This window comes from Thiomonas sp. DCM-2 (assembly GCF_056820905.1).
On record NZ_CM165962.1, the window covers coordinates 230,854 to 245,952 of the forward strand.

16 protein-coding genes are annotated in these 15,099 nt (G+C 65.1%); 11 read left to right on the forward strand and 5 right to left on the reverse strand.

Translation table 11 applies throughout. The features are described 5' to 3' along the window. Positions 1-9 precede the first annotated feature (9 nt). Entirely contained in the window at positions 10-930 is a 921-nt protein-coding gene (locus AC1ZQA_RS01125) for a LysR substrate-binding domain-containing protein (protein WP_482678010.1), read from the reverse strand. 116 nt (positions 931-1,046) lie between these two features. On the opposite strand from AC1ZQA_RS01125, the gene AC1ZQA_RS01130 reads away from it, so the two are divergent. Then, on the forward strand, positions 1,047-2,261 hold the full coding sequence (locus AC1ZQA_RS01130; protein ID WP_482678011.1) for an MFS transporter: 1,215 nt from the start codon (positions 1,047-1,049) through the stop codon (positions 2,259-2,261). Here AC1ZQA_RS01130 and AC1ZQA_RS01135 read toward each other — a convergent pair. After that, on the reverse strand, positions 2,242-2,433 hold the full coding sequence (locus AC1ZQA_RS01135; protein WP_482678012.1) for a DUF2905 domain-containing protein: 192 nt from the start codon (positions 2,431-2,433) through the stop codon (positions 2,242-2,244). The genes AC1ZQA_RS01130 and AC1ZQA_RS01135 overlap by 20 nt on opposite strands. Before the next feature lie 12 nt (positions 2,434-2,445). Then, positions 2,446-3,639, reverse strand: coding sequence for a class I SAM-dependent methyltransferase (locus AC1ZQA_RS01140; RefSeq protein WP_482678013.1), 1,194 nt, complete (start codon positions 3,637-3,639; stop codon positions 2,446-2,448). A gap of 57 nt (positions 3,640-3,696) precedes the next feature. Here AC1ZQA_RS01140 and AC1ZQA_RS01145 point away from each other — a divergent pair, with 57 nt between their 5' ends. From AC1ZQA_RS01145 to AC1ZQA_RS01160, 4 genes are read left to right on the forward strand one after another with little or no spacing between them, the layout of a single operon-like run. Continuing rightward, positions 3,697-4,506, forward strand: coding sequence for an SDR family oxidoreductase (locus AC1ZQA_RS01145; protein ID WP_482678014.1), 810 nt, complete (start codon positions 3,697-3,699; stop codon positions 4,504-4,506). Positions 4,507-4,514: 8 nt separating this feature from the next. Beyond that, on the forward strand, positions 4,515-4,916 hold the full coding sequence (locus tag AC1ZQA_RS01150) for a dihydroneopterin aldolase (protein WP_482678015.1): 402 nt from the start codon (positions 4,515-4,517) through the stop codon (positions 4,914-4,916). Next, complete coding sequence (gene ttcA, locus AC1ZQA_RS01155; RefSeq protein WP_482678016.1) at positions 4,913-5,827, forward strand: tRNA 2-thiocytidine(32) synthetase TtcA; 915 nt, start codon at positions 4,913-4,915, stop codon at positions 5,825-5,827. Before AC1ZQA_RS01150 ends, ttcA begins: the two co-directional genes overlap by 4 nt. Positions 5,828-5,842: 15 nt before the next feature. Beyond that, complete coding sequence (locus AC1ZQA_RS01160; protein ID WP_482678017.1) at positions 5,843-6,469, forward strand: DUF4136 domain-containing protein; 627 nt, start codon at positions 5,843-5,845, stop codon at positions 6,467-6,469. 156 nt (positions 6,470-6,625) lie between these two features. Here the strand turns inward: AC1ZQA_RS01160 and ilvA are convergent, their stop codons facing one another. Continuing rightward, positions 6,626-8,176: a threonine ammonia-lyase, biosynthetic gene (gene ilvA / locus AC1ZQA_RS01165; protein WP_482678018.1), complete on the reverse strand. Its 1,551-nt coding sequence runs from the start codon at positions 8,174-8,176 to the stop codon at positions 6,626-6,628. 70 nt (positions 8,177-8,246) lie between these two features. On the opposite strand from ilvA, the gene AC1ZQA_RS01170 reads away from it, so the two are divergent. From AC1ZQA_RS01170 to AC1ZQA_RS01190, 5 genes are all read left to right on the forward strand, one after another. Continuing rightward, positions 8,247-8,717 carry a YqaA family protein gene (locus AC1ZQA_RS01170; RefSeq protein WP_482678019.1) on the forward strand — a complete coding sequence of 157 codons (471 nt, stop codon included), beginning with the start codon at positions 8,247-8,249 and terminating at the stop codon, positions 8,715-8,717. A 490-nt stretch (positions 8,718-9,207) separates the two neighbouring features. Further along, positions 9,208-9,660, forward strand: a complete 453-nt coding sequence (locus tag AC1ZQA_RS01175) for an OsmC family protein (protein WP_482678020.1) — start codon at positions 9,208-9,210, stop codon at positions 9,658-9,660. A 151-nt stretch (positions 9,661-9,811) separates the two neighbouring features. After that, positions 9,812-10,993: a porin gene (locus AC1ZQA_RS01180; protein ID WP_482678021.1), complete on the forward strand. Its 1,182-nt coding sequence runs from the start codon at positions 9,812-9,814 to the stop codon at positions 10,991-10,993. Positions 10,994-11,263: 270 nt separating this feature from the next. Then, positions 11,264-12,427, forward strand: a complete 1,164-nt coding sequence (locus AC1ZQA_RS01185) for a porin (protein WP_482678022.1) — start codon at positions 11,264-11,266, stop codon at positions 12,425-12,427. Between the two features lie 128 nt (positions 12,428-12,555). Then, positions 12,556-12,981 carry a universal stress protein gene (locus tag AC1ZQA_RS01190; protein ID WP_482678023.1) on the forward strand — a complete coding sequence of 142 codons (426 nt, stop codon included), beginning with the start codon at positions 12,556-12,558 and terminating at the stop codon, positions 12,979-12,981. Positions 12,982-13,053: 72 nt separating this feature from the next. On the opposite strand, the gene hrcA is transcribed toward AC1ZQA_RS01190, so the two are convergent. Beyond that, positions 13,054-14,073: a heat-inducible transcriptional repressor HrcA gene (gene hrcA / locus AC1ZQA_RS01195; protein ID WP_482678024.1), complete on the reverse strand. Its 1,020-nt coding sequence runs from the start codon at positions 14,071-14,073 to the stop codon at positions 13,054-13,056. Between the two features lie 116 nt (positions 14,074-14,189). Between hrcA and AC1ZQA_RS01200 the strand changes: the two genes are divergently transcribed. Next, entirely contained in the window at positions 14,190-15,083 is an 894-nt protein-coding gene (locus AC1ZQA_RS01200; protein ID WP_482678025.1) for an NAD kinase, read from the forward strand. Positions 15,084-15,099: the final 16 nt, after the last annotated feature.

The window sequence follows — 15,099 nt, forward strand, 5'->3', positions numbered from 1 at the left end:
GGCAGACTCTCAGCGCTGACCCGTCGCGGGTTCACCCTCACGCAGCGGCTGTGCGCTGGCCAGCGCGAGGAAATTGCGCAGCGGCGGCTGCGCATCGTCCTGCCGCCAGGCCAGCAGCACCTCGGTGCTGGCGTGCACGTCGGCCAGCGGTCGGTAGGCGACGAACGGCAGCTGCGCGCGCTGCATCGACGCGGCGACGATGCCCACGCCCAGCCCGGCGGAAATCAGTCCGATGAGAGTCGGCATTTCGTGCACCTCCTGCGCGATCCGCGGGCTGAACCCGGCCTGCGCGCACAGCGCCAGGGTCTGCGCGCGCAGGCCCGAGCCGAGGCTGGCGCTGTAGAGCACGAAGGGCTGGTCGCGCAGCTCGGCCAGCGCGACCGCAGCGCGCGCCGCGAGCGGATGGTCGGCGTGGATCGCCACCAGCAGCGGCTCGCGCTGCACCACCAGGGTGCAAAGCCGCGCGTCGTCGATGGCCGGGGTGTGGCGCAAAAAACCCAGGTCGAGCCGGTCGGCGAGCAGGTCGTCGATCTGCGCCTGCGAGGGTTGCTCGCGCAAATCGAGCGCGACCTGCGGCCAGGCGGCGCGAAAGTCGCGCAGCAGCCGCGGCATGACGTCGGTGAACGGCATCGACCCGGCAAAACCGATGCGCAGCCGTCCGGTCTCGCCGCGGCCGGCCTGCCGCGTCTGCGTGATCGCGTGCTGCACCGCGTCGAGAATGCCGCGCGCCAGCGGCAGCAAGGCATCGCCCGCGGCGGTGCGCTGCACCCCGCCGCGGCCGCGGATGAACAGCGGCACGCCGAGTTCGGCCTCGAGCGCCTGGATCTGCTGGCTCAGCGGCGGCTGCGACACATGCAGCCGCTGCGCCGCGCGCGAAAAATGGCGCTCCTCGGCGACGGCGACGAAATAGCGCAGATGCCGCAGTTCCATATCCGAAACGTCTCAAAGTTTCGGGAAATGATATTTCACATATCGAGCTGCGGGCTCTAAGCTCAGAAAAACAGCGTGTCCTGCGCGCCGCGCAGCCCGCACACCCCGCTTTTTTCATGTCGACAACGATTCTGCCTGCCTCCGCCCCCGCCTCCGACCGCCCTCCCGAATGGCTGCGCCGCGCCGCGGTCACCGCCGCGGGCATGTGCGCGTTTTTCACCATGTACGTCACGCAGGGGCTGCTGCCCAGCCTGCAGGCGGTGTTTCACGCCAGCGTCGCGGCGCTGAGCCTGACGATCACGGTCACCACCCTGGCGGTGGCGCTGGCGGCGCCGTTTTCCGGCATCGCGGCAGACCGCTTCGGCCGCAAGCGGGTGCTGCTGGCCTCGCTCTCCGGGCTGGCGCTGTCCACCCTGCTGGCGGCCACGGCGACCACGCTGCACGGCCTGCTGGTGTGGCGCGCGATCGAAGGGCTGTGCATCCCCGGAGTGTTCACCGCGACCGTGGCGTACATCAGCGAGGAATGGCCGCCGTCGGACGTGCCTGCGGTGACCGCGCTCTACATCTCCGGCTCGGTCGCCGGCGGCTTTTCCGGGCGCTTCATCGCCGGCATGGTGACCGCGCACGCCGACTGGCAGGCGGCGTTCGCGGTGCTGGGCGGGGTCAATGCGCTGTTCCTGCTGCTGATCGCCCGCGGCCTGCCCGAGTCGCGTCGGTTTCACGCCAGCAGCGGCGGGCTGCGCGCGGCGCTCGCAGGCTTTGCGCCGCACCTGCGCAACCGCAAGCTGCTCGGCACGTATGCGATCGGCTTTGGCATTTTGTTCTCGCAAGTGTGCACCTTCACCTATGTGAGCTTTCACCTGGCCGGCGCGCCGTACCGCTTCGACCTCAAGGACCTGAGCCTGCTGTTCACCGTCTATCTGGTCGGCATGGTGGCGACGCCGCTGGCGGGCAAGCTGGCGTGGCGTTTTGGCAAGCGGCAGGTGTTCGTCGCCGCGGTCGTGCTGGGCAGCGGCGGCATGCTGCTGACTCTGCTCGCCCCGGTGTGGGCCGTCGTGCTCGGGCTGACGTTGAGCTCAGCGGGCGTGTTCATCGCGCAGTCGATGGCCACCGCGCAGGTGCCGGCGCTCGCCGGGCAGGCGCGGTCATCGGCGGTCGGGCTTTACGTGCTGTGCTACTACGTCGGCGGCAGCGTGGGCGCGTTCGGCCCAGCCTGGGTGTGGGCGCACACCGGCTGGGCGGGGTGCGTGGCGCTGGTGCTACTGGTGCAACTGGCGATCGGCGCAGCGGCGTGGCGGATCTGGGAAGCGCCTACACCAGCCGCGCAATGACATAGGCGAGGAAGGACAGCAGCAGGCTGGATCCAAACGGAAAAACCCACTCGCGGCCGAACAGCCGGAAGCTGAAATCGAGCGGCATGCGGCCGATGCCAAAGCGCCGCAGGTGCGGCAGCAGCGCCGAGAACACGATCGACGCCAGGATGAACACGATCAGCCAGCGCATGGTCTTGCCGCCTCACAGCGTGTGGGTGCGGTCGCCGCGGGCGAAGCCGCGCAGCGCAGGCATGTCCACCCCGCGGCCCAGCGCCATGACCTTGAACAGCTCGCCCATTTCGCTCTCTCCCAGCAGCTTGTTGACCGCAGCGGTCTGCCGCAGATAGTGCGAACCGCCGGGGGCGGCGGTCGCGGCGCACAGCGCCGCCGCGCTGCTGGGGGCCACCGGCGGTGGCCCGGCGGCAAATTCCTCGGCCACCAGATCGAGCAGCCCGCAGTTCATCAAAAAATTCGCCTGGCTGGTGTAGCCGAGCACGTCCATCCCGGCGTCCTGCGCGGCCAGCGCCACCGCGGTGAAGTCGATGTGCGCGGTGATGTCGGCCAGCCCCGGCCAGAGCAGTACGTCGTCGAGCGCGCGGTGGCGGTAGTGTGCGCGCAGCGTGCCCATGTGGCGCTGGGGGTGGTAATACTCGCGCTGCGGAAAGCCGTAGTCGATGAACAGCGCCACGCCGCGCGCGAGCCGCTCGGCCAGGGTGCGCATGAAAGCCAGCGCCTGCGGGTGGGTTTCGGTGACGCTGCCGACCGGCAGCGCCTGCGCCTCGGGGTCGGGCGGCTGCAGCGTGGTCGGGCGGTCGGCAAATACCAGATCGTCGCCCTCCTGCGACACGCCGCGCTCCATCCAGCCGGTTTCGTGCCGCGCGAGCAGCTTGACCGGCATGGCGTCGAGCACCTCGTTGCCGATGACCACGGCCTCGAATGTCTCGGGCAGCGCGCGCCACCACTGCACCCGTCCGGCCAGATGCGGCACGGTGCGCTGCAAGGTCTGCAGTTGCAGATGCTTGAGCGCGCCCGAGACTTCGACGATCGCGTAGTGCAGCGGCGCGCAGCCCAGGCGGTCGAGCTCGCCCAGCAGCTGCGCGGCGAGCTTGCCCGAGCCCGCGCCGAATTCGACCACCGTCTGCAGCCCGGTGTGCTGCAACACCTGCGCGACCTGCGCCGCGACGGTGCGGCCAAACAGCGGCGAGAGTTCGGGCGCGGTGACGAAGTCGCTGTCGCTGCCGAAGTCGCCAAACTGCCCGGATTGCGCGGTGTAGTAGCCCAGTCCCGGCGCGTAGAGCGCCTGGTGCATGTAGGCGTCGAACGGCAGCCAGCCGCCGCCTGCGTGCAGAGCAGCCCGCAATTGCGCAAGGAGTTGCGCGCTGCGCTCGAGCGCCAAAGGGGCGGGGGCCGGTAGACTTGATGGTCTTTGGTTCACTCCCGCATTCTAGAAAGTATGCCGCCCGCAGCCCCTCCTGCACCTGGTTCGCGACCCGTCGCGCTCGTCACCGGCGGCGCGCACCGGCTCGGGCGCGAGATCGCGCTGCATCTGGCCGCGCACGGCTGGGACGTGGCGGTGCACTATCACCGCTCGGCGCAGGCAGCAGCCGAGGTGTGCCGCGCGGCGCAGGCCGCAGGTGCGCAGGCTGCCGCGGTGCATGCCGATCTGTCCGACCCCGCCGCGGTGCAGGCGCTGCTGCCGCGGTCGGTGGCCGCGCTGGGCCGGGTGGATGCGGTGGTGAACAATGCCGCGCTGTTCGCGTTCGACGATGCGCTGCAGTTCAGCGTGGACGCGGCGCGGCAGCATTTCCAGGTCAACACCATCGCCCCGGTGCTGCTGGCGCAGGCGCTGCATGCGCACCTGAGCGCGCGCGGCGCGCAGGGCTGCGTGGTCAACCTGCTCGATCAGAAGCTGAGCAATCCCGACCCCGATTACCTGTCCTACACCTTGTCCAAGGCCGCGCTGCAGGCGGCCACCGTGGCGCTGGCGCAGGCGCTCGCTCCGGTGCTGCGCGTGGTGGGCGTGGCGCCTGGGCTGATGCTGCCGTCCGGGCCGATGACCGAGGACGAATTTACCCGCGTGCACAGCCGCACCCCGCTGCAGCGCGGCAGCACGCCGCAGGACGTGGCGCAGGCGGTGCTTTTCGCGCTGCAGGCCCGCGCGATGACCGGTACCACCCTGCTGGTCGACGGCGGCCAGCATCTGGCCGGCACCGGGCGCGATGTGCTGTTTGCCCTGCGCGAGCAGCCCCCCATTTCAAGCTAGGAATTCCCATGTTCAGTGCCCTGTCGCACCCCGCCCTGCGCGCCTGTCGCCGCCTGTTTCTGCAGAATTACGAGGTCAACATCAACATCGGTGTGCACGAGTTCGAGAAGCGCGGCGAGCAGCGCGTGCTCATCAATGTCGATCTGTTCATTCCGCTGGCCATGTCCACCCCGCAACAGGACAAGCTCGACGAAGTGGTCGACTACGACTTCATGCGCAGTGTGATTGCTGCGCGCATCGCCCGCGGCCACATCCACCTGCAGGAAACCCTGTGCGACGACGTGGCGCGCATCATGCTCGAACACCCGCGGGTGAAGGCCGTGCGCGTGTCCACCGAAAAGCCCGACGTCTACCCCGACTGCCAGAGCGTGGGCGTGGAGGTGTTTCATGTGAAGGACCTGCAGCCGTGAATGCCCGGGACGCTGCCGCAACCAGCCGCGCGGCGCACAAGGCCGCGTTCGAGGACAACAAGCTGTCCAAGCGCCTGCACCGCCTCGTCGGCCAGGCGGTGGTGGACTTCAACATGATCGAGCAGGGCGATCGCGTCATGGTCTGCATGTCTGGCGGCAAGGACAGCTATGCGCTGCTCGACATCCTGCTGAGTCTGCGCGAACGCGCGCCCGTCGACTTCGATCTGGTGGCCGTCAACCTCGACCAGAAGCAGCCGGGTTTCCCGGAGCATGTGCTGCCCGACTATCTCAGGAGCCGCGGCGTGCCGTTTCACATCGAGGAGCAAGACACTTACTCCATCGTCAAGTCCATCATCCCCGAGGGCAAGACCACCTGTGGCCTGTGCTCGCGGCTGCGTCGCGGCATTCTCTACCGCGTCGCGGGCGAGTTGGGTGCCACCAAGATCGCGCTCGGCCATCACCGCGACGACATGCTCGAAACCTTTTTCCTCAACCTGTTTTTCGCCGGCAAGCTCAAGGCCATGCCGCCCAAGCTGGTGAGCGATGATGGCAAGCATGTCGTCATCCGCCCGCTGGCCTATGTGAACGAGGCCGATCTCGAACGCTGGGCGCAGGTGCGCGAATTTCCGCTCATCCCCTGCACCCTGTGCGGCAGCCAGGACAACGCGCAGCGCAAGCAGATCAAGGCCATGCTGCGGCAATGGGAGCGCGAGCATCCGGGCCGCTCGCAGAACATGTTCAACGCGCTGTCGCAGGTCACGCCGTCGCACCTGGCAGACCGCAAGCTGTTCGATTTCGTCGGGCTGCGCGCCACGGGACTGCCCGATCCGCAGGGCGACATCGCCTTCGACCCGGAACCCTGCGGTGGCGCCGGCGAACTCTCCCGCGCACAATCCGTCCAATGGTTTTGATGTGGAGGAACTGCCATGCGCCTACCCGGTCCACTGATCCGTCGATGGAATTCCGTCCGCATCGGCCTGCTGCTGGTTCCCGCATTGCTGCTCGGCGGCTGCGCCAGCCTGACCGATCTGCGCACCACCGTTGTCACGCCGCACCCCGCGCCGCAGGCCCTCGTGGGTGCCAAGGTGCAGGTGCAGGCCGCCCCCGGCAATGCCGACAGTGCCGACGCCTACACCCTGCAGACCGCTGTGCTCGACGCCATGACCAAGGCCGGCATGGTGCCGCTGCTTGGTGAGCCCGCACCCTACACCGCACGTTACGCCTACACCGTGCGCCTCGACCTCGAAGCCACCTACGGCCCCTCGGTCTGGCCGCCCCCCGTGCTGCTGCCGAGTGGCGCCGTCTACTTTCCCGGCGGCTGGGGAGGCTGGGGCGGCGGCCTGTTCGGCTGGATGCCCCCGCCCAACTACTACGAGCGCAGCCTCACCCTCGAAATCCGCGACACCGCCACCGGCGCGCTGATCTGGCAGTCGCACGCCAATACCGGCGGCTACCAGCGCGACCTGGCCTCGGTTGCCGCGCCGCTCGCCCAGGCGGCACTGCGCGGCTTTCCGTCTGAGTACGGCGAGCACAAGGTGCTGTTTCCGCGCTGAGCGCTGAGAGCGAACCGTTTCTCCACCCCAGCCCTCGCCACAAGTGGGGAGGGCGTGTTGTCCTCTCTCTCAATTGGGGGCGGGAGGGGCATCCCAGGGAAGCGTTTCGCGCTGATCTCCCCTCCCCCACGCGTGGGGGAGGCCGGGAGGGGGAAATCAGCTCAGGAACAGCCGCGTCACCGGGTTGTCGGTTTCTTCGGTGTATTGATAGCCGAGCTGCTGCAAGAACTGGCTGAATGCCTTCCGGTCCGCTGGCGGCACCTGGATGCCGACCAGCACATGGCCGCTGTCGCCGCCCTGGTTGCGGTAGTGGAACAGGCTGATGTTCCAGGTTGGATTCAGACTGTCGAGAAAGCGCAGCAGCGCGCCAGGGCGTTCGGGAAAGTCGAAACGCAGCAGGCGTTCGTTGATCGCCATGCTCTGGCCCTGCGCGTCGCGCGGCGCCGGGCCGCCGACCAGGTGGCGCACGTGCACCTTGGCGAGTTCGTTGTCGGTGAGGTCGAGCACGCGGTAGCCCGCGCGCTCGAAGGTCTGGGCCATTTTCTGCGCGTCGTCGCGGCCGTTGACCGTCAGACCGACAAACACATGCGCCTCTTCCGGGCGCTTGATGCGATAGGTGAATTCGGTCACGTTGCGTGCGCCCACCAGGCGGCACAGGCGGCGGAAGCTGCCCGGCTGCTCGGGAATGGTCACGGCAAACAGCGCCTCGCGCGCCTCGCCCACCTCGGCGCGTTCGGCGACGAAGCGCAGGCGGTCGAAGTTCATGTTCGCGCCGCAGGTCACGGCAATCAGCGTTTCGCCTTTGAGCCTGTGCTGCGCGCAATAGGCCTTGAGTGCGGCCACCGACATCGCGCCGGAGGGCTCCAGCACACTGCGGGTGTCCTCGAACACGTCCTTGATGGCGGCGCTCACCGCATCGGTGTCGACCACGACAAAATCATCGACCAGTTCGCGCACCAGGCGGAAGGTTTCGCGACCGACCTGCTTGACCGCGGTGCCGTCGCAGAACAGGCCGACCTCCGGCAACGTCACGCGCCGTCCGGTCTGCACGCTGCGCAGCATCGCGTCGGAATCGACCGTCTGCACCCCGATGACCTTGATCTCGGGCCGTACCGCCTTGATGTAGGCGGCCACCCCCGAGATCAACCCACCGCCGCCGATGGCGCAGAACACTGCGTGAATCGGCGCCTGGTGCTGGCGCAGGATTTCCATGCCGATGGTGCCCTGGCCCGCGATCACATCCGGGTCGTCGAACGGGTGAACGAAAGTCAGCCCCTGTTTGTCCTGGAGTGTGAGCGCATGGGCGTAGGCGTCGCTGTAACTCTCGCCCTGCAGCACCACGTCCACACTGGCACCGCCAAAGGCGCGCACCGCGTCGATCTTCACCTTGGGCGTGGTCGCGGGCATCACGATCACCGCGCGGCAGCCCAGTCGGTGCGCCGACAGCGCCACGCCCTGCGCATGGTTGCCCGCCGACGCACAGATCACCCCGCGCTCGCGTTCGGCGTCGCTCAGCCGCGACATCTTGTTGTATGCCCCGCGCAGCTTGAAGCTGAACACCGGCTGCGTGTCCTCGCGCTTGAACAGCACCTTGTTGTGCAGGCGGCGCGAGAGGTTGCGCGCCGGTTCCAGCGCGGACTCAATGGCCACGTCATACACCCGTGCGTTCAAAATGCGCTGCAGATAATCGGTATGCTTTGCGGCCATTTGCTTTGTCCCGGGAAAAGATTGATTTTATGAGTTGCTGGACACACGGCCACTGGCGGTCCACACAGGCATGATGGCCCCCGACTGGCTCCAGACCGTCGCGTCGTGGTGGCAGGTCGTCTTGCACGCCGCAAGCGGCCCCGGCGGGCTTTATGTTCTGGCGGCGCTGAGCTTCGCTGCCGCGACGTTGATTCCCTTCAGCTCCGAAGCCGTGCTCCTCGTGGTGATCGCCGCGCAGCCGCAGCACACCCTGCTCGCGGTGCTGGTAGCCACTGCGGCCAACACCCTCGGCGGCATGACCACCTACGCCCTTGGCCGCTGGGCGCGGCGCTGGCAGACCCCAGACGCCTGGCGCTGGGCGCCACAAGTGCGCCACTGGGGCGCGCCCATCACCGTCCTGGCCTGGGCGCCGGGCATTGGCGATGCGTTGGTGGTGGCCTCTGGCTGGCTGCGCATCAACGCCTGGGCCTGCGCCTTCTGGATGCTGCTCGGACGCAGCCTGCGCTACATCGCAGTGGCCGGGCTGGCGTGGGCGATGTAATGCGGCAAAAAAATACCCGGGCGGATGATGTCATCGGCCCGGGTAAGAATCCACCAAAGGAGGAGGTGGAGGAGACAAGGGGTGCGTCAAACTCGACGCGTGACTGAATATTAGAGGATGCTTATAGACTTTGCATAGCCCACTCGCACATCATGGAATTGCTAGATAAGCATATACGGATACAACGACCAAGATATTGAAATCATTCTTCTTTTTTGCAGACGCTTGGCGCCAGAATCGGCGGTCTTGCGCCGGGTAAAGTCGCAGAAATTGATATAAATCAAGTGCCTGTCGGGGCTGCAGCGGGTTCACTGCAAGTCCAGCACGGCAGTCAGCGCATCGGGCGTGCCTGATGCGCGCAGCTTGCAGAAGCATTGGTGCGTATCGAAACTGACGGATGACATGGACTAAATTCTGGTCAGTTGCCGCAAGCCCAGCGGAACTTGCCTGTCGGACAATCCCGCCATCACAAAGAAAGAAAGGACAACAGATGCAATGCACCGTGCAATGGGAAGGCGAGGGCGGCATGGCCTTCACCGCGCAGACAGAAACCGGCCACACCCTGCGCATGGACGGCGCCCCGGCCAGCAGCCCCGGCGAGCCCGGCGGCCACAACCTGGCGCCGCGCCCGATGGAAACCGTCCTCGCGGGCACGGGAGGGTGTACCGCCTACGACGTGGTCTACATCCTCAAGAAAGCCCGGCAGGACGTGCGCGGCTGCACCGTGCGGCTCGACGCCGAACGCGCCACCACCGACCCCAAGGTGTTCACCCGCATTCACATGCACTTCACCGTCACGGGCAAAGACCTTCGCACTGACATGGTGCAGCGGGCGGTTGAACTCTCGCACACCAAGTATTGCTCGGCCAGCGCGATGTTGGTGAAGACCGCGGAGATCACCCATAGCGTCGACATCGTGGCGCTCAGCGAGGAAGCTGACTAATTGTTGTGTTTATGAAACGGCGCGTCGTCATTTAATACTGTGTGCTGTATCGGGCGCTTCAATTTGTCACAAGTCTGAAGGTAAATTGCTAGAGAGGCACTCAAGATGCCGTGACACAGGCTTTCTCTCAAACCGCAACACTGGAGATGCAATGAAGAAAACTCTATTGGCTATGGCTTTGCTTGGCACGTTCAGCAGCGCAGCGATGGCTGCAGACAATGTGCAGCTGTACGGCATCATTGATCTTGGAATTGAACATCTGAGCTACGACAACACCAGCGTGAACCGTCTGGGTTCCGGTGCGCAATCGACTTCGCGTATCGGCGTCAAAGGCACGGAAGACCTTGGCGGTGGCCTCAGCGCGTTTTTCACCGCGGAAACAGGCTTCTGCGCAAACGGCAACGATTCGGGTGGAAGTTCCGTCTACAAGGGAACCAGCCAAGGTGCGCAAAACCAAGCAGGCGGCAGCTACTGCTCTGGTGGTAATTTCATGGGGCGCTTGAGCGTCATTGGTCTCAAGGGCAGCTTCGGTACGTTCCAGATGGGCCGGTTCTATTCGTTCAACTACATTGCCGCCACGCAGATCGATCCGTTTGGTACTGGCATGACGGGCACCATGAAGAACGTTGATCCTGCCTCGAACAACTACACCCGTGTGTCGCAAGGCTTGGCTTATGTGACGCCGAATTTCGCAGGCTTCACAGCCGGGCTGGCGTATGCCTTCGGTGCCCAGCCCAGCAGCACCTCCAACGGCCAAGCCTACGAGCTGAACCTGAACTACAAGAACGGCCCGCTGATGGTGGGTGCCGACTACCTGCGTCACAACTACACAGCCACGGCTGCAGGCACGTTCAACCCCTACACCAACCTGGCCAAGGAATTTGGTCCGACCGCGACAGTGCCCGCAGACGGCTACTTCACCAACAAAATCTCAGAAATCTACGGCAGCTACGACCTTGGCGTTGCCAAGCTCAGTGCCATGTATGCACAGCAAAAATACGGCAACGGCCTGATCTACACCGGCACCAATCAGTCTCCCGACCTGCGCGTGTGGCTGATCGGCGCCACAGTGCCAGTGGGGCCGGGCAACGTGCTCGCTTCCTATGCTCAGCGCAAGGACAACAACAGCGCGGGAGACACCAAGGTCAAACAGTACGCCATTGGCTATACCTATCCTCTGTCCAAGCGCACGAATGTTTACACCTCCTATGCGCACATCAGCAATGGAGCGGCTGTGGATCAGTATGTCGGCGACAACGGGATCAATGCTGCGGGTACGCTCGGTGGCCAGAGCTCGAGCGGCTTCGCCCTCGGCATTCGTCATCAGTTTTGACCTCATTGCGCAGATTGCAAGGCCGCCTTCGGGCGGCTTTTTTCTCGCTCAAGCGACCTCGGGTTTACCTTGATGGTTCCGTTCTGTTGCGCCGCGCCAACAGAACGGCCCCATTCGCATCATTCTTAACCCCCAGCTTTGCGCTCCGCCTCGATCTTTGCTGAAATAGCAATAGCTCCTCCACAGGAGTCGGCTTAAGCACAGCAGTTTTTGTGTCAAGCAGGCCCGGCTCCCGGGCAGGTTGTTCAACAAATCTCTGGAGATGTACTCATGAAAAAAACCCTCCTCTCGCTGGCATTGTTCGGCGCATTCAGCGGTGCAGCCATGGCTGCTGACAGCGTTCAGCTCTACGGCATCGTCGACCTCGGCGTCGAGCACCTGTCTTACGACAACACCACCGTGAACCGTCTGGGCTCCGGCATTCAAAATGGCTCGCGCATCGGCCTGAAAGGCAAGGAAGATCTGGGCGGTGGTCTGTCGGCCATGTTCCAGTTGGAAACCGGCTTCTGTGCCAACGGTAACAACACTTCTGCCTACACCGGTGCTGGCCAAGGTGCCCAGAACCAAGCGGGTGGCAGCTATTGCACCAGCGGATCCACCTTCATGGGCCGTACCAGCATGGTAGGCCTGACTGGTGGCTTCGGAACCGTGGCTCTGGGCCGCATGTACAGCCCGTTCTTCAATGCAGCATCTACCGCCGATCCGTTCGGTGCGGGTCTGACCGGTTCCATCACCAACTTGGACCCAGGTTCGCTTGACTACGTTCGGGTGTCGCAGGTCATGGCCTACATGACGCCGACATTCGCAGGTTTCCAAGGTACGGCTGCCTATGGCTTCGGCGGCCAGCCTGGCAACAACTCCAACGGCCGTGCCTATAACTTGGCACTGACGTATGCCAATGGCCCGATTTCTGCGGGTGCAACGTATCTGCAGCACAACTTTACAGCTGCAGGTGCAGTTGGTACGCAAGCGCTGATGCTCGACGCAACCGGCAATGGCATCATTCCCTCGGGCGGCTACTTCAAGAACAAGCTGTGGAATATTTATGGCGGTTATGACTTTGGCGTAGCCAAAGTTGTGGCTTACTATGCTCAAGAGAAGTTCGGCGATGGCGCTCTGATGACCAATGGTGGTCAGAACCCCAACCTGAAGATCTGGATGTTGGGTGGTACGATCCCGGTCGGTCCGGGTGCGGTTTTGGTCAGCTACGGACAGCGCAAAGACAGCAACCTGAACAACTCCACTGTGAAACAGGCTGCGATCGGCTACACCTATGCTCTTTCCAAGCGCACCAACTTGTACACCTCCTACGCGCATATCAGCAACCAGAGCAATGTTGACCAGTATGTTGGCGACGCCACCATTGCTGGCTCCGGCCTGATGGGTGGACAATCGTCCAGCGGTTTTGCATTGGGCATCAAACACAGCTTCTAATCAGCGCAAGCTGTTTGCAACCTGTTTTGAAAGCCGCCTTCGGGCGGCTTTTTTTCGTCTGAACTTGACGGGCCGAGTGCTTGCGTTGCTGCGTTCTCAGGCATCATGCCTGTCAGGGAGGTTTTTCCATGCACATCGTTCTACCGGTTGACGGATCGCCCTATACCGCCCGCGCTGCGCAGGTGTTGGTGCAGCAGGTGAGGTGGTACCGCGAGACGCCACGCATCACTCTGTTCACGGTGGCACTGCCCATCGGCACGCCACTGGCGCGGGCGCAGTTGAGCAAGGCCACGCTCGACGACTATTACCGCGATCGCGGCGCGCAGGCGTTGGCTCCTGCTGAAAATCTGTTGCGCGAGGCCGGGCTGGCGTTCGCGTCACACCATGTGGTGGGCGACCCGGCGCAGCAAATCGTCGCCGAGGTGCAGCGCCTGCAACCCGATCTGCTCCTCATGGGCACGCATGGTCATTCGGCGCTCAAGGGTTTCGTCATGGGCTCGGTGGCGAGCAAGGTGGTGGCTGCGACCCAGGTGCCGGTGCTGTTGGTGCGTTGAGGCTTTCCCGGCAGGGCCGAATGTGTAGCCGAAGGTGGGCGGCCGCGGGTGGGCGGCCGAGGTCGCCGTCAGCTACCTTTGGCTCAGCGCGTTGCTCACCAGCTTGGCGGTGATGTCGACGATCTGGATCATGCGGTCGTAGGCCATGCGGGTGGGGCCGATCACGCCCAGGGTGCCGACCACCTTGCCGTCTGCCGCGTAGGGCGCGGTGATCACCGAGAGTTCCTCGAAGGGCACGGCCTCGCTTTCGCCGCCGATGTAGATGCGCACGCCGTCGGCCTTGGCTGATGCGTCCATGAGCTTGAGCAACTGGGCCTTCTGCTCGAACAGATCGAACAGCTGCCGCAGCTTGTCGATGTTGCCGGCCAGATCGCCCATGCCCAGAAGTTGCTGCTGGCCGGCAATGACCACCTGGTCCTGCGCCTGTGACAGGGCTTGGCTGCCGGCTTGCACGCCGGCCTGCATCAGGGCGACGAGTTCTGCGCGCAGATGCTCCACCTCACTGCCCAGCTTTTGCGCCACCTGCTCGAAACTCAGACCCGAGAAATGGGTGTTGAGGTAGTTGGTGGCGGTGTTGAGTTCGCTCTGGCTCAAGGGCTGCGGCCAGTGCAGCATGCGGTTCTGCACATCGCCTTCCGGGCTCACGATGATGAGCAGGATGCGGTGCTCGCTGAGGCGCAGAAACTCGATGTGCCGAAACGCGCCACTGCGCTGCGGCGCGAGCACCACGCCGACGAACTGCGACAGGCTGGACATGAGCTGCGCCGCCCGCGCCATGACCTGCTGCGGCGGTGCGGTGTCGATCTGCTGCTGCAAAGTGTGCTGGAGCAGATCGGCCTGGGCCTGCGGGTGCGCGGTGAGCATGGCGTCCACGAACACCCGGTAGCCGCGGGGTGTGGGAATGCGACCGGCGGAGGTGTGCGGGCTGGCGATCAGCCCGAGGTCTTCCAGATCGGCCATGACATTGCGGATGGTGGCCGCGGAAAGCTCCAGCCCGCAGGCGCGCGACAGGGTGCGCGAACCCACCGGCTGACCATCGGCGATGTAGTGCTCGATCAGGGTTTTGAGCAGCAGGCGAGAGCGTTCGTCCATGCCGCAATTTTAGGGATGCCACGGCCTGTGCGCAGCGCTCCGTAACGGATCATGCGGCTGTGCTGTAATTTGCCGCTGCGGCGGGTTTTCCGTGTCGCGCACTTCCAGCTAACTCCATGTCCCGCACCGTGTTCCAGCAAGTTCTGCTGATCGGCAAATATCAGGCGCCGCAGGCGCAGCGCCTGCTGGGTGAGATTGCCGCGCGGCTGACCCGCGCCGGGGTGGAGGTCTGGGTGGGCGAGCTCACCGCGCAGCACACCGAGCTGCCGTATCCGGTGCTGCGCAGCAGCGAGCTGGCCGAGCGCACCGCGCAGGGCGGCTGGGTGGCTGTGGTGCTCGGCGGTGACGGCACCATGCTGGGCGCAGCGCGGCGGCTGGCTCCCTTGAACGTGCCGCTGGTGGGCATCAATGCCGGACGGCTGGGCTTCATGACCGACATTGCCGACAGCGCCTGGGAAGAGGCCATCGACGGGCTGCTGGTGGGGGCGTTCGAGCGCGAGGAACGCGCGATGCTCAGCGGCGCGGTCGAGCGGGCCGGCCAGTCCATTTTCAACGCCATTGCGGTCAACGACGTGGTGGTCAACCGCAACGGCGCCTCGGGGCTGGTGGAGTTGAAGGTCGAGGTGGACGGCCGCTTCATGTATGTGCAGCGCGCCGACGGGTTGATCGTGGCCACGCCCACCGGCTCCACGGCGTATGCGCTGTCGGCCTACGGCCCGATTCTGTATCCCAGTGTGGACGGCGTGGTGCTGGTGCCGATTGCGCCGCACACCCTGTCGAACCGGCCCATCGTGCTGCCGGGCGGGGCGGAGATCGTGATCGAGGTGGTCACGCCGCGCGACGTGAGCGTGAACTTCGACATGCAGAGCTACGCCGAGCTGATCGGCGGCGACCGCATCCGCATCAGCCAGGCGCCGTATCGCTGCGTGTTCCTGCATCCGCCCGGGTGGAGCTACTTTTCCACCCTGCGCAAGAAGCTGCATTGGCACGAGATTCCCGATGAGACCTGATCTGCTGCGCGCTGCC